This is a genomic window from Rhodanobacteraceae bacterium, from assembly GCA_024234055.1.
Lineage (GTDB): Bacteria > Pseudomonadota > Gammaproteobacteria > Xanthomonadales > SZUA-5 > JADKFD01.
Genome location: JACKOW010000001.1, coordinates 1 through 19,448, shown reverse-complemented (window position 1 = coordinate 19,448; position 19,448 = coordinate 1). Strand labels below are relative to the sequence as shown.

19 protein-coding genes are annotated in these 19,448 nt (G+C 65.3%); 9 read left to right on the top strand and 10 right to left on the bottom strand.

What is annotated here, in order from left to right; all coding sequences use genetic code 11:
• Positions 1–44: 44 nt before the first annotated feature.
• From H7A19_00095 to H7A19_00070, 6 genes are all read right to left on the bottom strand, one after another.
• Positions 45–1,562 (bottom strand): sensor domain-containing diguanylate cyclase, encoded by a 1,518-nt coding sequence (locus H7A19_00095; GenBank protein MCP5473228.1) that lies wholly within the window; start codon positions 1,560–1,562, stop codon positions 45–47.
• 84 nt (positions 1,563–1,646) lie between these two features.
• A complete protein-coding gene (locus tag H7A19_00090) occupies positions 1,647–2,246 on the bottom strand; it encodes a riboflavin synthase (GenBank protein MCP5473227.1) in 600 nt (199 codons plus the stop codon).
• A gap of 34 nt (positions 2,247–2,280) precedes the next feature.
• The gene (ribD, locus tag H7A19_00085; protein ID MCP5473226.1) at positions 2,281–3,393 is read right to left on the bottom strand and encodes a bifunctional diaminohydroxyphosphoribosylaminopyrimidine deaminase/5-amino-6-(5-phosphoribosylamino)uracil reductase RibD; all 1,113 of its coding nucleotides are present in this window, start codon (positions 3,391–3,393) and stop codon (positions 2,281–2,283) included.
• A gap of 10 nt (positions 3,394–3,403) precedes the next feature.
• Positions 3,404–3,682 carry a hypothetical protein gene (locus H7A19_00080; protein MCP5473225.1) on the bottom strand — a complete coding sequence of 93 codons (279 nt, stop codon included), beginning with the start codon at positions 3,680–3,682 and terminating at the stop codon, positions 3,404–3,406.
• A 109-nt stretch (positions 3,683–3,791) separates the two neighbouring features.
• Positions 3,792–4,310 carry a transcriptional repressor NrdR gene (gene nrdR, locus H7A19_00075; GenBank protein ID MCP5473224.1) on the bottom strand — a complete coding sequence of 173 codons (519 nt, stop codon included), beginning with the start codon at positions 4,308–4,310 and terminating at the stop codon, positions 3,792–3,794.
• A 179-nt stretch (positions 4,311–4,489) separates the two neighbouring features.
• Positions 4,490–5,743, bottom strand: coding sequence for a serine hydroxymethyltransferase (locus H7A19_00070; GenBank protein ID MCP5473223.1), 1,254 nt, complete (start codon positions 5,741–5,743; stop codon positions 4,490–4,492).
• A 235-nt stretch (positions 5,744–5,978) separates the two neighbouring features.
• On the opposite strand from H7A19_00070, the gene H7A19_00065 reads away from it, so the two are divergent.
• The 4 genes from H7A19_00065 (at position 5,979) to H7A19_00050 (ending at position 9,970) form a co-directional block, all read left to right on the top strand.
• Positions 5,979–7,217 carry an outer membrane protein transport protein gene (locus H7A19_00065; protein MCP5473222.1) on the top strand — a complete coding sequence of 413 codons (1,239 nt, stop codon included), beginning with the start codon at positions 5,979–5,981 and terminating at the stop codon, positions 7,215–7,217.
• A 144-nt stretch (positions 7,218–7,361) separates the two neighbouring features.
• On the top strand, positions 7,362–8,753 hold the full coding sequence (locus H7A19_00060; protein ID MCP5473221.1) for a dihydrolipoyllysine-residue acetyltransferase: 1,392 nt from the start codon (positions 7,362–7,364) through the stop codon (positions 8,751–8,753).
• 155 nt (positions 8,754–8,908) lie between these two features.
• Complete coding sequence (locus tag H7A19_00055) at positions 8,909–9,316, top strand: SufE family protein (GenBank protein ID MCP5473220.1); 408 nt, start codon at positions 8,909–8,911, stop codon at positions 9,314–9,316.
• 9 nt (positions 9,317–9,325) lie between these two features.
• Entirely contained in the window at positions 9,326–9,970 is a 645-nt protein-coding gene (locus H7A19_00050; GenBank protein ID MCP5473219.1) for a GPP34 family phosphoprotein, read from the top strand.
• Positions 9,971–10,064: 94 nt separating this feature from the next.
• Here the strand turns inward: H7A19_00050 and dksA are convergent, their stop codons facing one another.
• Positions 10,065–10,427 carry an RNA polymerase-binding protein DksA gene (gene dksA, locus H7A19_00045; protein MCP5473218.1) on the bottom strand — a complete coding sequence of 121 codons (363 nt, stop codon included), beginning with the start codon at positions 10,425–10,427 and terminating at the stop codon, positions 10,065–10,067.
• A gap of 595 nt (positions 10,428–11,022) precedes the next feature.
• The gene (locus H7A19_00040) at positions 11,023–11,250 is read right to left on the bottom strand and encodes a hypothetical protein (protein ID MCP5473217.1); all 228 of its coding nucleotides are present in this window, start codon (positions 11,248–11,250) and stop codon (positions 11,023–11,025) included.
• A gap of 236 nt (positions 11,251–11,486) precedes the next feature.
• Here H7A19_00040 and H7A19_00035 point away from each other — a divergent pair, with 236 nt between their 5' ends.
• The 5 genes from H7A19_00035 (at position 11,487) to H7A19_00015 (ending at position 16,572) form a co-directional block, all read left to right on the top strand.
• Positions 11,487–13,328, top strand: a complete 1,842-nt coding sequence (locus H7A19_00035; GenBank protein ID MCP5473216.1) for a DegV family EDD domain-containing protein — start codon at positions 11,487–11,489, stop codon at positions 13,326–13,328.
• Positions 13,325–13,972 carry a glycerol-3-phosphate 1-O-acyltransferase PlsY gene (plsY, locus tag H7A19_00030; protein ID MCP5473215.1) on the top strand — a complete coding sequence of 216 codons (648 nt, stop codon included), beginning with the start codon at positions 13,325–13,327 and terminating at the stop codon, positions 13,970–13,972. Before H7A19_00035 ends, plsY begins: the two co-directional genes overlap by 4 nt.
• A 19-nt stretch (positions 13,973–13,991) precedes the next feature.
• Positions 13,992–14,771 carry a biotin--[acetyl-CoA-carboxylase] ligase gene (locus tag H7A19_00025; GenBank protein MCP5473214.1) on the top strand — a complete coding sequence of 260 codons (780 nt, stop codon included), beginning with the start codon at positions 13,992–13,994 and terminating at the stop codon, positions 14,769–14,771.
• A gap of 15 nt (positions 14,772–14,786) precedes the next feature.
• On the top strand, positions 14,787–15,548 hold the full coding sequence (locus H7A19_00020) for a type III pantothenate kinase (protein MCP5473213.1): 762 nt from the start codon (positions 14,787–14,789) through the stop codon (positions 15,546–15,548).
• A 247-nt stretch (positions 15,549–15,795) separates the two neighbouring features.
• Positions 15,796–16,572 (top strand): M23 family metallopeptidase, encoded by a 777-nt coding sequence (locus tag H7A19_00015; protein MCP5473212.1) that lies wholly within the window; start codon positions 15,796–15,798, stop codon positions 16,570–16,572.
• Between the two features lie 146 nt (positions 16,573–16,718).
• On the opposite strand, the gene H7A19_00010 is transcribed toward H7A19_00015, so the two are convergent.
• Positions 16,719–19,067: a response regulator gene (locus H7A19_00010; GenBank protein ID MCP5473211.1), complete on the bottom strand. Its 2,349-nt coding sequence runs from the start codon at positions 19,065–19,067 to the stop codon at positions 16,719–16,721.
• Between the two features lie 58 nt (positions 19,068–19,125).
• A partial coding sequence (locus H7A19_00005; GenBank protein ID MCP5473210.1) for an EAL domain-containing protein occupies positions 19,126–19,448 on the bottom strand: 323 nt, incomplete at its 5' end.

Genomic DNA, 19,448 nt, shown 5'->3' with positions numbered 1-19,448 from the left:
TCGGTATCGAGCGCGCCCGTTCATGCGCGGCCACGGCCTTGTGCTCAGGCGATCACCACCCGACCACGGCCCTCGCGCTTGGCCTGGTAGCAGGCCTCGTCAACCACCCGCAACTGGTAACTCTCGTCGCCCTTCTCCGGATGCAGTCTGGCCACGCCGATACTGACCCCGAGCGGCTGGCCGAACTCGGTCGCCAGGCGGGCGAAGCCGGCCAGGATCAGATCGGCATAGTCGGTGAGGGCCTCGGCCTCGGGTTCGCGCACCAGGGCACAGAACTCGTCGCCTCCAACCCGCGCCAGGGTCTCGGTGGGCAAGCCACTCTGGCGCAGAAACTCTGCCACCTTGATCAGCACCTGATCGCCGACGGCATGACCGGAGCGGTCGTTGACCTGCTTGAAATGGTCGAGATCCAGCTGTAACAGCCACCAGGGGCTGCCGGATTCCCGCGCCTGTGCCAAAGTCTTGCTCAGGACCTCGCCAAAAGCGCGGCGATTGAGCAGACCCGTCAGCGAGTCAGTACGGGCCAGACGCTCCAGCTCACGCGTCAGTCGCCAGTTCTCGGTGATGTCGGTGACCGCACCGCGATAGCCGAGCAGGCGGCCATTGTCATCGCGAAACGCGCGCCCGACATGGCGGAACATCGTGACCTTGCCGGACTCATCGTGCCAGGCCATGAGTTCGTCAGAGAATGGCTCGCCGCGCGCCATCTTGCCGTCGATCTCGCGCAGGCGAGGGCTGTCGGGATGGCGCTGGCGCACGAAGGCCAGAGGATGCTGCCCCAGCAGTTGTTCCGGACGCAGGCCGGTGTGCTCAGTGAGCGTCGGTGAGACATAGACCATGCGCAACTGGGCATCGGTTTCCCAGAACCAGTCCGCGGCGATCTCGGAAAAATCGGCAAAGCGGCGCTGATCGAACTGCGCCCGCTCCATGGCATCCATCTCGCGCTGCCGAGTGGCGCCCAGATCCGCGAACACACTGTCGAGCAACCAGCGCAACAGGACGGACATGCCGAGCAGGCAAAAGGCCAGTATCACAGGCACCCGACCCACCGATGCCCGTGCCCAGGCCGAATCGATATTGATCCACCATGGCCCGGGCAATTCGCGCAACACGTTGCCGATCACCAGGATCAGCACCACCACCAGCCCCCAGAACAGGATCTGGCGCAGCGTCGACACCAGCGAGCTGATCAGCAGCAGGGCCGGCAGCGCCATGACGATGCCGATGCTGTGACCACCGGAAGCCAGATGAATGAATCCGGTCAGAAAGAACATGTTGGCGATGAACACCTGCGACCAGAAGTCGACATCGCCGTCGCGGCGCAATCGCCAGACCGGCCAGATCGGCATCAGCGCCCCGATGGCGAGCAGGGTGGCGATCAGAAAATGGCCGGCGAAGAGCTCAGACAGCGCAAAGACGATGCTGGCACCAGCCTGCATCGCCACCAGGGCAAGGACGAAACTGCCGCGCATCCGCCGCCGCAGATCGTTGTGCGGGAAGGTCTGTCCCGGCAGGAAATCGTCGATCCATGCGACCAGCGTCTTGATCGCGCGCTCCCGCATTCTTTGCCCCGCTATCCGGATCAGAAGGGCGCAGTCTAAGGGCGATCGCCCCCCGCCACGGTCAACAATGAACAAGAGAATGAATTACTTGTGACCTTCCTGTGTCAGGCGGTCGACATAACGAGCCAGTAGATCGACTTCGATATTCACCGCGGAGCCCACCGCCAGCACGCCGAAAGTGGTATGGCTGAGCGTGTGTGGAATCAGGTTGACGCCGAAGCCTTCCTCGTACAGCTCGTTGACGGTCAGGCTGACGCCATTGACCGCAATCGAGCCCTTGCTGGCCACGAATCGGCGCAAATCGGGTGGAATCTCGAACACCCAGCGCTGCGAGCGTGCCTCGTCGGTGATCGAGCGCACGTGCCCGACGCCATCGACATGGCCGCTGACGAAATGCCCGCCCAGCGGCGTTGCCAGCGTCAGCGAGCGCTCCAGGTTGACCGCATCGCCGCGGCGGCAGGCCCCCAGCGTCGTGTGCTCCAGGGTTTCCACCGAGACGTCGGCGGCAAAGCTGTCTGCCGCCAGATCCAGCGCGGTCAGGCAAACGCCGGAGACGGCGATGCTGTCACCCTCGCTGACGCCGTCGAGGCTCAGACTGCCGCTGCCGATGCGCAGCCGGACATCTCCGCCGCGGGTCTCGACCGACTGTATGTGCCCTATCGCCTGGATCAATCCGGTGAACATGCTGCATCTACCTCAAGTCTGTGTTTGCAGGGGATCAGCGGCCGGGAGCCCGCACCGGATCGGTCCACGACCAGGTGGGCGCAGCTGGCGGCGGCCGCAGGATCAAGCGCAGATCCGGGCCGACCGGATCGATCGAATGCCAGGACCAGCGGCTGAGTTCATCCAGCCCGGCAGGCTCGCGCATCTGCAAGGCGGGCCGCGCCGCGTGCCCAAGGAAGGCCGGCGCGAGGTACCAGATCAGCTCATCGACCAGCCCCGATTCGATCACCGCACCCGCCAGCCTGGGCCCGGCCTCCACCAGCAGCTCGTTGTGGCCGCGCTGAGCCAACGCGAACACCAGCCTGGACCAGTGCAGGGCACCGTCGTGCAGCGGCACCGTGATCTGCTCCACCCGGCCCGCCAGATCGGCACGGTCGGGCGCAACAGGCCCGGTGACCACGAGGATCGGCCCGGGCTCGTCGAGCATTCGTGAGCGGGCTGGCAGGCGAAAGTGGCTGTCGAGCACGATCCGTTCGGGTGTGCCGTGCTCGCGGGCATCGGGCAGGCGCACGGTCAAACGCGGGTCGTCGGCCAGCACGCTGCCGATGCCGGTGACGATGGCGCTGGAACAAGCCCGCCAGTGCTGCACATCCGCCCGCGCCTGCGCCGAGGTGATCCACTGGCTGCGACCGTCAGCAAGGGCGCAGCGGCCATCCAGACTGACCCCGAGCTTGACCCGGATCCAAGGCCGCTGGCGAGTCTGCCGGGAAATGAATCCGGCGTTGAGTTCGGCCGCAGCAGCGGCTTCCACGCCCACGTCAACGGCGATGCCGGCGGCGCGCAGTCGCGCCAGTCCGGCGCCGGCCACTTGCGGAAAGGGGTCTTCCATCGCCACCACCACGCGTGCCACCCCGGCCGCGATCAGCGCATCAGCGCAGGGCGGCGTGCGCCCATGATGCGCGCAGGGTTCGAGGGTGACGTAGGCGGTAGCGCCCCGGGCCAGCTCACCGGCCTGCGCCAGCGCGTGCACTTCGGCATGGGCCTCGCCGGCACGGCGGTGCCAGCCGGAGCCCACGACTTCGCCGGCGCGCACCAACACACAACCCACCCGTGGATTCGGGTGAGTGGTGTAGAGCCCGCGGCGCGCCAACTCCAGGGCCTGGCGCATGAAGTGCAGATCAGCCCAAATGCCGTCCGTTGATGGTCCAGGCGGCGTCGTCGATCCCGGTGAGCTCTGCGAGCTCACTGGCCAGCTTGACCAGACGGCGGCCGTCGGCGAGCCGCACCCAGTAGACACGCTCGCGTGCACCCACCTGGGTGGCGATGACCTGGGCCATCCAGCCCTGGCCCTCGCCCGCGATGACTGCCAGTTGCTGTCCCGGTTGCGGCTGCCAGCGCGAATCCGACCGCTTGGCAATCGGTGTGCTGTCGCTGCACTCGTGCTTGAAGTTGCTCATCGACCAGGAACACCCGGCGCAACGATTGCGCCGTCATACCCAATAGATGTCGCTGGTGTCCGGGATGTCTCATCACGCCTCCGTGACAAAGGGTGAAAATCGCACGCGTTCAGCTCTTCTTCCCGGTCGGAAGCAACTCGTCCAGCAAGGGCAACTGCTGCGCGCTGAGCCCCGGCAACTCCTTTTCCAGGCGCTCGACTTCCTCGCGAAAGGCCTGTACATCCTCAAAGCGGCGATAGACCGAGGCAAAGCGCACATAGGCCACCTGATCGATGCGCTTGAGTTCCTCCATCATCCATTCGCCCACGGTGCCGGCCGGGATTTCACGCTCGCCACTGGTGCGCAGCTTGCGCATCAGCACGTCGATGACGCGATCAATGTCCTCAAGGGACACCGGCCGCTTCTCGAAAGCCCGTGCCAGCCCACCGCGCAGCTTCTGCTCGTTGAAGGGCTCGCGCCGACCATCGCGCTTGACGATCTGCGGCAACTTGATCTCGGCCGTCTCATAGGTGGAAAAGCGCGCACTGCACTCCGGACACTCGCGGCGCCGACGCACTTGCATCCCGTCCTCGGTCACCCGCGAGTCAACCACCCGGGTGTCTTCATGACTGCAGAAGGGGCAGCGCATGTCAGGGCGTTTCAGCAGGGCGAGTCGAACGCCCTTCGAAGTTTTGACGTGAAGCCGGGTAAAACGTAAAACGTGAAACGTCAATTGGGCAAGCGCGGCGCTTGGCGCGGCTTGTCGCGACGGAGTTACAGACTTGCGGAGTCAAATTGACGTTTTCCATTTTACGTTTTATCGCTGCTTCACCCATACACCGGAAACCGCCGGCACTGCTCGGTCACGGCGGCGCGCACGCGGGCAATCACGGCTTCGTCGGTGGGGGCGTCGAGGATGTCGGCGATCCAGCCGGCCAGAATGCGGGCTTCGTGCTCGTCGTAGCCGCGGGTGGTGATGGCGGGGGTACCCAGGCGCAGGCCGGAGGTGATGAAGGGCGAGCGCGGGTCACCCGGGACCGCGTTCTTGTTGACCGTGATGTGGGCTGCGCCCAGCGCCGCCTCTGCATCCTTGCCGGTCAGTTCCTTGCCGACCAGACTGAGCAGGAACAGATGGTTCTCGGTGCCGCTGGAAACAATCTTGTAGCCGCGCCCGATCAGGACCTCGGCCATGGCCTTGGCGTTGACCACGACCTGAGTCTGGTAGGCCTTGAACTCGGGCTGCAGGGCTTCGAGGAAAGCCACGGCCTTGGCCGCGATCACATGCATCAATGGACCGCCTTGTGTGCCCGGAAACACCATCGACTGCAGCTTCTTTTCGATCTCCGGGTTGGCCTTGGCCAGAATCACGCCGCCGCGCGGGCCACGCAGGGTCTTGTGGGTGGTGCTGGTGACCACGTCGGCGTGTGGAATCGGACTCGGATAGACGCCAGCGGCCACCAGTCCGGCAATGTGGGCCATATCGACCACGAACAGGGCATCCACCGACTTGGCGATCGCCGCCATGCGCGCCCAGTCGACCACCTGGGAGTAGGCCGAAAAGCCACCGATCAGCATCTTCGGCTTGTGTTCCTGCGCCAACCGTTCCATCTCGACGTAGTCGATCTGCTCGCTGACCGGATCCAGGCCGTACTGGACGGCGTTGAAGAGCTTGCCGGAAAAATTGACCTTGGCCCCATGGGTCAGGTGACCGCCGTGCGCCAGACTCATGCCGAGGATGGTGTCGCCAGGATTGAGCAGGGCCAGAAAGACCGCGGCATTGGCCTGTGAACCGGCATGTGGCTGCACATTGGCGTAGTCACACCCGAACAGCTGTTTGGCGCGTTCGATGGCCAGGCGCTCGGCTACGTCCACGTACTCGCAGCCCCCGTAATAACGCTTGCCCGGGTAGCCTTCGGCGTACTTGTTGGTCAGCACCGAGCCCTGTGCCTCCAGCACCCGCGGGCTGGCATAGTTCTCCGACGCGATCAGTTCGACATGATCTTCCTGGCGCTGACGTTCGGCCACCATCGAGGCGGCAAGTTCGGGATCCAGATCGGCAATGGTCATCGAGCGCGAGAACATGGCGGCAGGCCGTCCAAAAGTCGGGGGCCCAGAGCATAACGGCGCTGACGCCTGTAATGCGAAAAGCCGGCGGGCAGGCTGATGGCAAAGTACCCGCACAGGCCGAATGCGCCGCTGCTCTGCATTCTCCGCTTCTTGCGTGAACGCGGCCCCCTCCCTGACTTCTGTCCGTTTACAGGGCCGAGAGCAGGATGCAAACTTCACCTTCTGTTAACTTTTTGTCGGGAGTCTACGCATGCGCCTTACACGACTTTGCCTGGCCCTGGCCGCGAGCCTGCTGGCCAGCCAAGCCCCGGCCATCACCTCGGACGAGGTCAATGCCGGTATCCAGTTCAATTTTGCCAATCCGGGTGCCCGCGCGCTGGGCATGGGCGGCGCCTTCCTCGGCCTCGCCGATGACGCCACGGCCGCCTACACCAATCCGGCCGGATTGACGATTCTGGCGGCGTCAGAGATTGCCGTCGAATACCGCCACACCGATTTCAGCACGCCTTTCAGTTCAGGCGGCAGTTTCCGCACGACGCCCTTCGACGGCAGCGATCTGGGCAGCGCGAGCGCCGACAGCAACAACGACTCGCTCTCCTTCCTGTCCTATACCTACGCCGGCGACGGCTGGGCACTGGCCGCCTACCGGCATCAGCCGCTGGCCTTCGATCTGCAATATCTGCAGAACGACATCGCCGTACTGGATTCGGGCGGCACCCAGATCGCCAATCTGCCGACCAAGGCCACCCGGCTGGAGAGCGATCTGGTCAATTACGGCGTGACCGGCGCCTATCGCTTCAACGAGCACCTCTCGATGGGTATCGGCCTGGTCTATTCGCAGTTCGATCTGAAGTCCGACACCATCCGAGCCGGACAGAACATCCAGCTGCAGCGCGGCGATGACTCGGACATCACCTACACCGTCGGCGCACTGTGGACGGTCAACGATCGCTGGTCGGTGGGCGCCGCCTATCGCCGCGGCGGCAGCTTCAAGTATCGCGCCGGCAACTTCGATACCAACGGCAATCCACTGATCGTGGTCGATACCGGCTTTGACGTGCCGCATGTCTTCGGCCTGGGCGTCAGTTGGCGGCCGACCGACAACTTCGCGCTGGCGCTGGACGTCAACCGGGTGTCCTACAGCCGGCTGACCGACAGTTATGACGACATCTTCAATTCCGCCACGGTATTGAAGTCCAGCGACGGCACCGAGGTCCGCCTCGGTGGTGAATACGTATTCACGCAGTTCGCCACTCCCTTCTCGCTACGCGGCGGGCTCTGGCGGGAACCGGATCACGCGCTGGTAGCTACCGGTCCGTTGGATGACCCCAATGTCGATGTGGATCGCGCCTTCTTCCGCAGCGGCAGCGACGAGATGCACTACACGCTGGGCCTGGGCTGGGCCTTTCCGCGCTTCCAGATCGATCTGGCCGCCGACTGGTCCGACAATGTAGACAGCTACTCCGCTTCGGGCGTCGTGCGCTTCTGAACCCTTCATGCCGGGGCGCGGCGATCGCGTCTCGGCACGATCGCCTCGTGCCCGCATTGTCGATCGGGGGGCCGCGCCGACTCCAAAGTCGGGCGCCGGCTCCTGTATTGTCGAGCCCAGCTGCAAGCGCCGTCGGGAGAGCACATGGCCACCATCGAAGCCAAAGTACCGGATATCGGTAACTATCAAGACGTTCCTGTGATCGAGCTGCTGGTGAAGGCCGGCGACGTGGTCAAACTCGACCAGGGCTTGATCTCCCTGGAGTCGGACAAGGCGACGATGGAGGTGCCCTCGCCCGCCGCCGGCAAGATCATCGAGCTCAAGGTCAAGGTCGACGACACCTTGTCGGAAGGTGATCTGGTGGCATTGATCGAAACCGAAGCCAGCGAATCGGAGACGTCCGACACGTCCGCAGGCAAGTCGCCAGACAGGCCTGCGGTCAAGACCGCAGACCAGCCCGACAATTCCGCCGACAAGTCCTCGGCTGCGGATGCGGGCCCGGCTCCGAAACCGACACCCGATGCATCGCCCGTCCCCGCCTCATCGCGGGCACCGGCCCCTGCTGCCAGATCCGCCTTTGAAGCGGCCGCGGTGAGCGCCTCGGCGAGCGAACTGCCGCCGGCCGAGCGCCCCCATGCCAGTCCGGGTGTACGCCTGTTTGCGCGCGAACTCGGGGTCGATCTGACCCGGGTCAGCGGCAGCGGCCGCAAGGGTCGGATCACGCGCGAAGACGTGCAGGCCTATGTGAAGGCGGCGCTGGCGGCGCCAGCCAGCGCGCCGGCGCGCGCCAGTGCCGGCAACGGACTCAATCTGCTGCCCTGGCCGCAGGTGGATTTCTCCAAGTTCGGGCCTGTGGAAACCCAGGCGCTGTCTCGGATCAAGAAGATTTCCGGGGCCAATCTGGCCCGCAACTGGGCCATGATTCCGCACGTCACCCAGTTTGACGAAGCTGACATCACCGAGATGGAGGCGTTCCGCAAGCGTCTGGCGGAGGAAAACAAGGAGCTCAAGGTCACGCCCCTGGTGTTCCTGATCAAGGCTGTCGTGGCCGCGCTGAAGCGCTTCCCGAGTTTCAATGCCTCGCTCGATGCCAGCGGCGAGAACCTGGTGCTCAAGCAGTATTTCCACATCGGCATTGCCGTCGACACCCCCGATGGCCTGGTGGTGCCGGTGATCCGCGACTGTGACCAGAAGGGCCTGGTCGAACTGGCCAAGGACCTGGGCGTGATGTCGGCCAAGGCGCGCGAGCGCAAGATGGGCCCGGCCGACATGCAGGGAGGGTGCTTTTCGATCAGTTCCCTGGGCGGCATCGGCGGCAGCGCGTTCACACCGATCATCAATGCGCCGGAAGTGGCCATCCTCGGCGTCAGCAAGAGCACTACCAAACCGGTCTGGAACGGCAAGGACTTCAGCCCACGGCTGATGCTGCCGCTGTCCTTGAGCTACGACCACCGCGTCATCGACGGCGCCGAAGCCGCGCGCTTCACGAGCTATCTGGCACAACAGCTGGGTGATATTCGGAGGTTGTTGCTGTGACGAAGAGCGGGACACGAGACACGGGGCACGGGGCACGGGAAAGACTCAAGGCCCGCGGCTTGTTGCGCGCACTCCAGTCCGAGGCTATCGCTGGCGGTCTTCTTGCGCCCGTGCCCCCTGCCCCCTGCCCCGTGCCCCGCTTTCGCTGATTCCCCATGGACTCCCGCCAACAAGACATCGTCGATGAATTCGCCCTGTTCGGTGACTGGTCCGAGCGCTACCAGTATCTGATCGATCTCGGCAAGCAGCTGCCGGAGTACCCGGAGGCGGACCGCACCGAGCATTGGCGGGTGCTGGGTTGCCAGTCCATGGTGTGGCTCAAACCGGAGGGTTCGGCCGATCAGCTGAACTTTGTCGCGACCAGTGATTCGGCCATTGTCCGCGGCCTGATCGCACTGGTTCTGCGCGTCTATTCCGGGCGCAGCGCCAGGGAGATCGCCGATACCGAGCCCGAGTTCGTGGAAGGTATTGGCTTGTCCGGACACCTGTCTCCGACTCGAAAGAATGGCCTGGCTGCGATGCTGGCCAGGATTCGCGAGTACGCCCGCGCCACTTTGAGCTGAGCCCCTCCCGTGCCAATGCTGCTGGCCGAAGATCTGCTGATCCTGACCATCGATCCGGTTGGCGGCCTGGTGGGCGATGGCAAGCATGCGACCAGTCGAGATTCACTGGCGCGGGCGCTGCTGCTCGACTTGATCGTGCGCGGCGCGGTGGTACTGGACGATGGCGACTTTCGAATGGTGGACCCGCTGCCACAATCGCATCGCCTGCTGACTGAGGCTGCGCATGCCCTGGGGGATGCCCGACTGGCGCCGGAGAAAGCGGTGGCGCGGCTGCGACGTCGGATGTGGTCCGTGCGCGGCGATCTGCTCGACGGCTTCGAGCGCCTGGGAATCGTGCATCGACTGTCGGGCGGCCTGTTCGGGCGTTTTGGTGGTACACGCTACGCGCTGCAGTCCACCCAGACCCGTGGCGAACGCCTGACCCGCCTCAAGCGCGGATACGAAGCCTTCAGCCTGCAGGACATGTCCGCTGTCGCGCTGGCCCTGCTGGCCGAAGTGCTTGGCCTGAGCCCATATTTCCTGGGCCCGGAACAACGTTTGAAAATGCGTTCCTGGCTCCGAAAGGCGGTGTCGCCCGTGGCTGAGGACACGCGGGAATTGGCGACCAGACGGGAACAACTGGCGGCGATGCTGAAGGTTCTGCCGCTGGAGTGAGCGCAACGCGAGCGTGCACCCCATGCCACTGAAGCAAAGATCGGGCGCCGCGCCCCTTGCAAGCACAGGCGCCCGTCACGGCCCACCGCAGCAATCAGTCGCCCATCTGCCGCTGACGGTGTTCCCAGCGTTCCTGGGCATCCAGACACAGCGTGGCGATCGGACGAGCCTCTAGCCGTTCCAGGCCGATTTCCTCGTCGGTTTCCTCGCAATAGCCGTAGCGCCCATCGTCGATGCGCTTGATGGCCTTGTCGATCTTGCCGATCAACTTGCGGTAGCGATCGCGGGTGCGCAATTCCAGGGAATTCTCGGTTTCACGGGTAGCCCGCTCGGCCTCGTCACCGACATCTCGGACTTCGTCGCGCAGATTCTCGATGGTCTGCTGCGACTCCTCGATCAATTCATGCCGCCAGATCGAAAGCTTGCGACGGAAATACTCCAGGTGCTCCGGGGACATGTACTCTTCGGAACTGCTCGGGCGATAACCCGGCGGCAATTCGAGCTTGGGCACATAACCCTTGGGCAGGGTCTGGTCTGCTGCGCTCACCCATTCGGGCAAGCTCTTGTTCTGTTTCGATTTTGCGGCCTTTACAGCAGCAACGCTGGGCTTGGCTGCCTTGGGTTTCGCCTTGGTGGTCGCCATTTTCCTATGTCTCTCCTCTACTTCGGATCGCGCCGATCACAGTAGCCGCCGACCGGGGCGCCGGAAAGCAAGCCGAGCTATATAACCCAAGCCCATGACAGCGGCAAGCGCAAACGGTCAAATTGGGCATGTCGGGTCGAAATTGACGGGGCGTCTAGCGCGCAGGTGTGAGAAATGCGGGCTAGCACTGGCGTCGCTGGCTCGAACGCTGTCGCCGAAAATACCGACTTCAGCCGCGGCGAGCGCCGCGACACCAGGAATCAGGGATGAGGGAGCAGCAACAGGGTCTGGCGGATGGAGGGATCCGCAAGGGAACGCACTGGCAGTGCTTACCCATCGCGCCCGCTGCGGCGGCAGGGCGTGGTGCGATTGCCGCGGCCACGCCCGGACAAGAACGGCCGATTCAGCCTCAGCGGAAGGATCCCGGCAGGAACGAGTGCCACTGCAGGCTTTGCTCGGCGGAAACATCACCGCCTGAACTGCCGATCCCACGTTCCGACGGTGCCACCATTTCGGCCAGGTTCGGAATACAGTCGGCATCGCCCGGAGACTGCGCCTGACTGAAGACGCCCACCACGCCGAGCACGGCGTAGACCGCCAGTACCAGAATGCTGAAGCGCATGCGTTTGGAGTTCATGATCCACCTCTTCGAGCCTCGTGCTCGGGTACGTTCGAGCACAATTCGTGCCAGACGCAAGAATGATCCCCAAGCCGTGGAGAATGCGTCGTCACGCCCTGAAATGCCCCGTTGGCGCGCCGAAGTGTAGCCGGCGCAACAAGACGCGTCCGCTGGCGTACACCGAGGTGTCCGGTGGCGGACACGCTGCAGCGCAGCACGACCACGGCGCCTGCGCCCCTTATGCTCGGCAGTCTATGCAAGCAATCATCGAATGGCCCACTTCAAAGGCGCTGGATCGGCTCAGCGGCGCCGGCCTCAAGGGCGCGCTCATTGCCGGCGCCGGTCGGGTGCTGTCCAAGCGCGACGACCTCAACCGCATCAACGTGTTCCCGGTGCCCGACGGCGATACCGGCACCAATCTCGCCTTCACCATGGTCGCCGTGCTGAAGACCGTGCGCCGGCTGCGCGGCGCGGACGTCAGCACGGTACTGGGCGGCGTTGCCCGCGAAGCCATCGACGGTGCCCGCGGCAATTCCGGCGCCATACTGGCCCAGTTCTTTCAAGGACTTGCAGACGGCCTTGGGCGCTGCCGGGATGCCGGCGCGGCCGATCTGGCGGGGGCCGCCAACAACGCGGCACTGGCGGCCCGTGCCTGTCTGGCGGAGCCGCGCGAAGGCACGATGCTGAGCGTCATTACCGATTTCGCCAGCGAACTCAAGCGTCAGGTCGAGTTGGGCGTGGCCGATCTGGCGCTGATGTTCAGACATGCACTTGAGCGAGCTCGCCAATCTTTGGCGAATACGCCCAATCAGTTGCCGGTGCTGCGCGCCGCTGGGGTGGTCGATGCCGGCGCCGCCGGCTTCGTCGATTTCCTCGAAGGCGTTCAGGACTTCATCGAGCGCGGCCGCAGCGCGCTGCGAGTGGCCCCCGACGCCCGCGAGCATGATGGCTGCGTGCACGACGAAGTGCATCTGGAGGCGGTCGAATGCGCCAGTCAGTACCGCTATTGCACCGAATGCGTGCTCACCGGCAGCGATCTGGATCTGACCCGGGTTCGCGGGGCCTTGACGCAACTGGCCCTGGACTCCCTGGTGGTCGCCGGAGGCCGCGAGCGGGTGCGGGTGCATGCGCACATTGATCGCCCCAACCAGCTGTTCGAGATGCTCTCGGGCCTCGGCACCGTGGCCCAGCGCAAGGCCGACGACATGCAGGCGCAGGCCCGGATGCGGGCGGCACCCTTCCAGCGCGTGCGCATCGTCACCGATTCCGCCGGCGACGTGCCGGCGGTCGAGGCTGAACGTCTGGGCATCACCATCGTTCCGGTTCGAGTGAACTTCGGCGATGACGACTATCTGGATCGCATCACGCTGTCGCCGCGCGAACTCTACGCCCGACTGCGCCAGAACCCGAAGCCACCACAAACCTCACAGCCACCGCCCGGCGATTTCCGCCGCGCCTACGATCTGGTGCTGGCGCATTGCGAGCGACTGGTCTCGGTCGAGCTGTCGAGCCGGCTGTCGGGCACCTTCCAGGCCGCACAGACCGCAGCAAAGGACAGTGGACGCGAGCGCATCAGCGTGCTTGACACCCGCAATGCCTCAGCCGGTCAAGGCCTGATCACGATGGTGGCGGCCGAATGCGCGCAAGCCGGCGGCGATGCCGATGCCGTCCTGGCCGCCGCACGCGACGCCATGACCCGCACCCGCACTTTCGCCCTCATCCGGGATCTGCGCTACGGCGTACAGGGCGGTCGCATGCCGGCTGTCGCCGAGCGCATAGCGCGCTGGTTCGGCCTGACCGTGCTGATCGCCGACAAGGACGGGCTGGTGCGACCATTCTCGGCGCTGATCGGTCGCCAGCGCCTGATCGAGCGCTTTGCGGCGGTGATCGCGCGACGGCTGCCCGCGCATCTCAGCTGTCGTGCGGTGGTGGGCCATTGCGATGCGGCCGACGACGCCGCCAATCTGGCTGCGGTCATGCGCCAGGCCCTACCCACGCTGGGCAAGGTCTGGGTGGTGGAAACCGGGCCGGCCATCGGCGTGCACGCCGGGCCGGGTTCGCTGGTGGTGGGCCTGCAATGGGTCGCTGAGTCGTGATCGTGCTGTTGGCCAAGCTGCTGGCCAGTTATCTGCTCGGCAGCGTGGTCGGCAGCCTGCTGCTCGGACGGCTGCGCGGCGTCGATATCCGAACCGCTGGCAGCGGCAATGCCGGTGCCACCAATGCACTGCGCACCCAGGGCAAGCTGTTCGCACTGGGCACCGCGCTGATCGATTTCGGCAAGGGTGTGCTGGCGGCGGCGCTGATTGCACCGCTGGCGATCGCCGACTCGCCGCTGGGCTTGACCGAAACCCAGCTGGCCTGCGGGCTGGCCGCGGCGGTTGGCCACTGCTACCCGCTGTACCACGGATTCCGCGGCGGCAAGGGCGCCGGCACCCTGATCGGCGTGGTGCTGTGGATGTTTCCGATGGTGGCGCTGGCGATGCTGGCCGTGTGGTTGCTGGTGCTGATCAGCAGCGGCTATGTAGGGTTGAGCACGGTGATGGCCGGTCTGTGCTTCCCGATCGCGCTGTACCTGCTGCAATCACCGCTGAGCGCCGGCCTTGTCGCCATGGCCGTGGCGGCCGCCGCCCTGCTGGTCTATACCCACCGCAGCAATCTGGCGCGCCTGCGCGCCGGCACCGAGCACCGCTTCGAGAAGGCGCGGCTGTTGGCGCGAATGTTCGGCCGTCGTGACCCTTGAACCGGGCAGACACTGATCCATGCAGATCCTTGATCCGCTCGATGCCGAGGCCATTGCCCGGCACACTCGCGCCTTTGAACTGGATATCCACGAACAGCTGGATTCGACCCAGGATCGCGCCCGCGAGCGGCTGATGCAGGGCCATGCCGGTCCGGCCGCCGTGATCGCCGATGCCCAGCGCGCCGGTCGCGGCCAGCATGGGCGCCGCTGGCTATCACCGCCAGGTGCCGCCATCTATCTAACCGCAGTCTGGCCGACTGCACAGACACCGGCGCAGCTGGCCGGCCTGTCGCTGGCGGTGGGCCTGGCGATCCGTCGCACGCTGGCCTGTTGGCAGATCGACGCCCGATTGAAATGGCCCAATGATGTCTGGCTGGACCAGCGCAAGCTGGCCGGCGTGTTGATCGATGTGATGACGCAGCCCACCGGTGCGCGGCTGCTGATCGGCATCGGCCTCAATCTGCAACTGCCGGAAAGCGCGACGCAGGATCTGGATCAGCCGTGGACCGAACTGTCGCACTGGCTATCGCCGCTGCCCTCTCGCAATCTGCTGATCGGCCGGCTGCTGCAGCAACTCCAGGGCGTGCTATGCAGCTTCGAAGCCGCCGGCTTCGCTGCGTTCAGCGAGGAATGGCAAGCCGCCGATGGCCTCTGTGGGCAGCAGATCTGGTGGCGCGGCAGCGCCGGCGTTGAGCGCGGTCATGCCCTCGGGGTCGATGAGCTAGGTAGACTGCGTGTGGACATCAACGGACAGCTGCGATTGCTGTCAGCTGGCGAAGTCAGCGTCCGCCCCTATTGAACCATGGTGAAGCACATGACAAGCCCAAGACTGCTGTTGGATCTGGGAAACAGCCGCCTCAAATGGGCATTGAGCGATGGCACCGAACTGCGGTTCGGCGCGGCTGTCGCCCATGAGCCCGGTGGCCTCGGCGATCTGTCGCCGATATGGGCTGCAGCTGCCGGCGCCGGCTCGGTCTGGCTGTCGTCCACCGCCCTGAGCCTGAGTCCGACATTGATTCAGGCCGTCGCCGAGCGCCTGGACCTGGATACGCAGGTCTTCGTTTCGCCCAAGGAGGCGCTTGGCATCCGCAGCGCCTACGATCAGCCCGCCACACTGGGCAGCGACCGCTTCCTGGCCATGGCCGGCGCCCGCGCCCAGGTCTCCGGTGCCTTTCTGGTGGCCGATGCCGGCACCGCCCTGACCCTGGACATGGTTGATGATGGCGGTCAGCACCTGGGCGGCTTGATCGTGCCCAGCCCGGTGCTGATGCGTGACGCCCTGCACCGCGGCACGGCCGGCATCCGTACCGGCGAACTGGTGCGGGTGCGTGAATTCGCACGCAACACTGACGATGCTGTGTGGAGCGGCGCCTGCCTGGCCTGCACCGCACTGATCGGCCACGCCTACCGTCACGGCGCACTGGGCGTGGGTGCCGATGTCGAGCTGCTGCTGGCCGGTGGTTCGATGCCGGCCCTGGCGCCGCACCTGAGCATGCCGCACCGGCATCTGCCGAATCTGGTCCTGGAGGGCCTGGCACTATGGGCCAGCACCACGCTCGACGCTGCCGGCCGCTGATGCCGGCTTGGCGGTTACCGCCGCGTGCTACGCGTGCCGTGCAGTGCTGCCCGGCGAATCGTCGTGCATGATGAGCCGACTGTCGGGGCACGGAGTGCAATGGATGCCATCGGGTAGGGCGAGAGCAAGAGCGTCCGGACAAGTCCGGACCCACGAGAACCGCGAGGCCGAACCGAGCCGCCGGTACCCACGCTGCCGGGCCAGACTTCGAGGCCCTTGCGCGCTGGCGCTGGCACTGCTGTTGGGCATGGTCACGGCCGCGCAGGCGACCACGCCGCCGGCTGGCGTCACTCTGGAACAACCGCTGCGCCAGGGTCAGCTGGTCATCGGCCAGACCGAAGCCGGGGCGCGGATCAGCGTCGATCAACGCAATCTGCGAGTCGACGCCCAGGGCCGCTTCGTCTTTGGTCTGGGACGCGATCAAAGGCGTGTCAGCCTGTGCGTGCGTCTGGCCGCCGATTCCGCTGCCCGGTGCGCGGGCCTGGCGGTGGCCGCACGTGATTACGCCATCGAGCGTGTCAGCGGTTTGCCGCAAGCCACGGTGACGCCAGATCCCGCCGAACAGGCCCGGATTGCCCGCGAGAACGCGCTCATTGCCCAGGCCCGCGAGCGCGACGAACCACGCAGCGACTTTCTGCTGCCCTGGGTGCGCCCGGCGCAGGGACGCATCAGCGGAGTTTACGGCAGCCAGCGAATCCTCAACGGCGAGCCCCGCAGCCCGCATATGGGTCTGGATATCGCCGCGCCAGCCGGCACCCAGATCCGGGCGCCGGCACCCGGGGTCGTGACCCTGGTGCATCCGGGCATGCTGCTGTCCGGGCAGACGGTGATCGTCGACCACGGCCACGGCGTCAACTCGGTCTACATCCACATGAGCCGCACCGATGTACAAGCGGGTCAGACGCTCAAGACCGGTGATCCGATCGGTGCCATCGGCATGACCGGCCGCGCCAGCGGCCCGCATCTGCACTGGGGCCTGAACTGGTTTGACGTGAAACTGGATCCGGCCCTGGTGGCGCCGTGAAGGTGAAAGGTGGTCAGGATCCGGGTCTCGCCGCCTGCCCGCCAAGAGCATTTCGCCAACCGTGAATTCTTCGCGTGCTTTCTGCTGTTCCTTCGCGTCCTTTGCGGCCAGCTCTTGCACGTCCAGGCCGCAACCTCTCGGCCCCCTCAGCTGAGATTGATCTCGGAGAAGTCGAAATCCAGGCGCGGGCCGGCAGTGGCGAGGGTGTCTCCCTGCAGATAGTCCGCACCCATGCTCCAGAACTGGGCGATGGCGTTGAGGTCGCTGACCTGCTCCAGAATCAGCTCACGGCGTTCGCGATACCAGGGTTGCAGCATCGGCCCGATGATCTCGGGCTGACTGGCTTGCAGCACGTCTGCGGGCAGGCGCAGTACATCCAGCGGCAGCTTGGCCAGTTCGGCCACATGTGACAGACGGCCGGATCGCTCTACCGCGCCTGTACGCAGCCCCAAGGCGTGCAGCCGGTCGAGCAGGCGTGTGGCGTGGGCTGACTCGATCAGAAAGGACGCATCAAACTCCAATGTCAGCTGCTGCTCGCGCGATTTGCGTTGGGTGATGGCGCCATGCAGCCACACCAACTGGTCACGATCGAAGGAAGGGAAATCAACCGGAACCAGCAGGTCGTTGACGCGGTTGGGCCCGTGCTTTTCCTCCAGTGCCTGCAATGCCCGCTCGATGACCATGCGGTCAACGGCGCCCTGCAGCTTCAACTCGCGAGCAATGGGCACGAACTCCGATCGTTCAATACCCGACAGGGGCTGCCGGCGGTCGCGCAGATGCAGCACCATGGCGTAGCGTCCAGCTTCGGTTCCCCGCAGGGGAATCAAGGGCTGGTAGTCAATGACCATGCCGCGCAGGGCGTCGCCGCCGCGCAGCAGCTCTCGAATCTGCAGAATGCGTTCGGGCGTCAGGCCGTGTGCTGACGCCGACAGGATGCCTTCGACGCGATTACCACCCAGTCGGCTCGCCGTGCGGGCAGCCGAGAAGGCTGCTCCCAACCAGTCATCGACGCTGCGCGCAGCCTTGCTGGCGAGCGAAAGTCCGAGGCTGACAGTGAGCGTCTGGTCTTCGCCTTCGACCTTGAACGCCAGTTGATGAACGCTCGCGCGCAAGGCCTCGGCCAGCGGCAGAAACTCCGCGCGCTGACTGCGTTCAGCCAGCACTGCAAAGCCGAATTCCTGGATCAGGCAATAGCGGTCACCGGGGGAGAAGTGACGAGAAAGGCGCAGCGCAATGGCCTGCTCCAACTCGTGCGCCACCGACAGTTTCAATCGCTCCTGCAATGGACGCGCCTGATCCACCAGGATCACCATCAGCGCCACCTCCTGCACCCCCGCTCTCTGAGCAACCCCACGCACCTCCTCCAGAAAGGCGCCGCGGCGCATATGCCCCTGAGCATCTCCTGGACGTCGGCTGAGTTGCTTGCTGAGCGCACGCACGCGCTTGATTCGGCTGCGCAGCGCACTCACCAGCAGACGCGGCCTGACTGGCTTGGTCAGAAAGTCATCGCCGCCCGCCTGGATCGCCTGAAAACGCGCCTGCTCGCTGTGTTCGGCCGACAGGAACACAATGGGCAGCACCATGGCATCCACCTGCTGGCGCAACTGCGACGTCAGACTCAGACCATCAAGGCCTGGCATGTACAGATCGGTGAGCACTGCGTCGGGCCTGAAGCTGCGCACCAGTTCGAGCACGGCCTCGGGTCTGGAGGTGGTTTGTACCTGCATGCCGGCACGACCCAGAATGACCTCGCAGAAGGCACACAGATCGACATCGTCATCGACCACCAGCACCCGGAATGGCTCGGCGCTCGCCGGTGCCATCAGCTCCTGGATGCGCGCCACCACCGATGGTCCGTCGAGCTGCGCAAGCACCAGATCGGCGCCGCCGAGCTTGGCCTGCAAGCGCGCTGCCGAATCGCCGCCATCGACGCCGATCAACGGCACGCGCGCGGCATCAGGCTGGCTGAGTGCGAGTTCGTCCAGCAGTTCGGCCACCGCAGCCACCAGCCGCGCCTCAACCAACAGGGCTTCGGGCAAGTGGCTACGCAGCGCGTCAGTCAAGGTCGATGTGTCGGTGAAGGCAACCAGCAACAGTTTCTGCTGCCTAAGTGCGGCTTCAAGTCCGGCCGGCTCTCCCAGACCCGGGCTCAGCAGATACACCACCGATTCGCTCGCCACCCGCCCCGCAGGGGTCTGTTCGAGCACTCGGTCCTGCGCGAGCTGGATCAGCGCCGCCAGTTCCTCGCGCTGCGCCGCGCTGGGCAAGCGCCCGCCCTCGGCGAAGACGCCGACATAGGCATAGACATCCAGTATGGCGGCGTGCGCGCCAGTCAACCCGAGATTGCCCGCGTAATCGGCCAGGCTGGCCAGATCGTCCTGGTGGGTCTGGGTGGGCTCGTTGGGCCAGTCAGCCGCCATCAGCCGCTGCGTCTCGACCAACACGGCCCTGGCCTTTTCGACGAAGGCCGCAATCGGGATCAAGGATGGCTGCACGACGGGTGTCCAGGATGGAAACAGCGGGCCAGTCTATGCGCTGTTGATGAACGAGCAGTCAACTGAGGTTGATCTCCGAGAAATCGAAATCCAGGCGCGGACTGGCGGCGGCCAGGGAATCGCCCTGCAGGTAGTCGCAGCCCATGCTCCAGAAGCGGGCAATGGCAGTCAGATCTCGCACATCTTCCGCAATCAGCTCACGCCGTCCCCGGTACCAGACTTCGAGCATCGGTCCGATGACCTCCGGCTCCATGGCCTGCAGCGCGGCTGCCGGCAAGCGCATCACGTGCAGCGGCAGTTTTGCCAGTTGCTCGATATGCGAGAGCCGGCCGGAGCGCTCGACCGCGCCCAGACGAACGCCCTGCGTGCGCAGCCGATCCA

Coding starts and splice junctions, on each gene's coding strand:
- H7A19_00040 (MCP5473217.1), bottom strand. CDS start 11,250: ATGAACTCCAAACGCATGCGCTTCAGCATTCTGGTACTGGCGGTCTAC.
- dksA (MCP5473218.1), bottom strand. CDS start 10,427: ATGTCCCCGGAGCACCTGGAGTATTTCCGTCGCAAGCTTTCGATCTGG.
- H7A19_00060 (MCP5473221.1), top strand. CDS start 7,362: ATGGCCACCATCGAAGCCAAAGTACCGGATATCGGTAACTATCAAGAC.
- H7A19_00095 (MCP5473228.1), bottom strand. CDS start 1,562: ATGCGGGAGCGCGCGATCAAGACGCTGGTCGCATGGATCGACGATTTC.
- nrdR (MCP5473224.1), bottom strand. CDS start 4,310: ATGCGCTGCCCCTTCTGCAGTCATGAAGACACCCGGGTGGTTGACTCG.
- H7A19_00080 (MCP5473225.1), bottom strand. CDS start 3,682: ATGAGCAACTTCAAGCACGAGTGCAGCGACAGCACACCGATTGCCAAG.
- H7A19_00015 (MCP5473212.1), top strand. CDS start 15,796: ATGGTCACGGCCGCGCAGGCGACCACGCCGCCGGCTGGCGTCACTCTG.
- H7A19_00070 (MCP5473223.1), bottom strand. CDS start 5,743: ATGTTCTCGCGCTCGATGACCATTGCCGATCTGGATCCCGAACTTGCC.
- H7A19_00090 (MCP5473227.1), bottom strand. CDS start 2,246: ATGTTCACCGGATTGATCCAGGCGATAGGGCACATACAGTCGGTCGAG.
- H7A19_00020 (MCP5473213.1), top strand. CDS start 14,787: ATGACAAGCCCAAGACTGCTGTTGGATCTGGGAAACAGCCGCCTCAAA.
- H7A19_00025 (MCP5473214.1), top strand. CDS start 13,992: ATGCAGATCCTTGATCCGCTCGATGCCGAGGCCATTGCCCGGCACACT.
- H7A19_00065 (MCP5473222.1), top strand. CDS start 5,979: ATGCGCCTTACACGACTTTGCCTGGCCCTGGCCGCGAGCCTGCTGGCC.
- H7A19_00055 (MCP5473220.1), top strand. CDS start 8,909: ATGGACTCCCGCCAACAAGACATCGTCGATGAATTCGCCCTGTTCGGT.
- ribD (MCP5473226.1), bottom strand. CDS start 3,393: ATGCGCCAGGCCCTGGAGTTGGCGCGCCGCGGGCTCTACACCACTCAC.
- H7A19_00035 (MCP5473216.1), top strand. CDS start 11,487: ATGCAAGCAATCATCGAATGGCCCACTTCAAAGGCGCTGGATCGGCTC.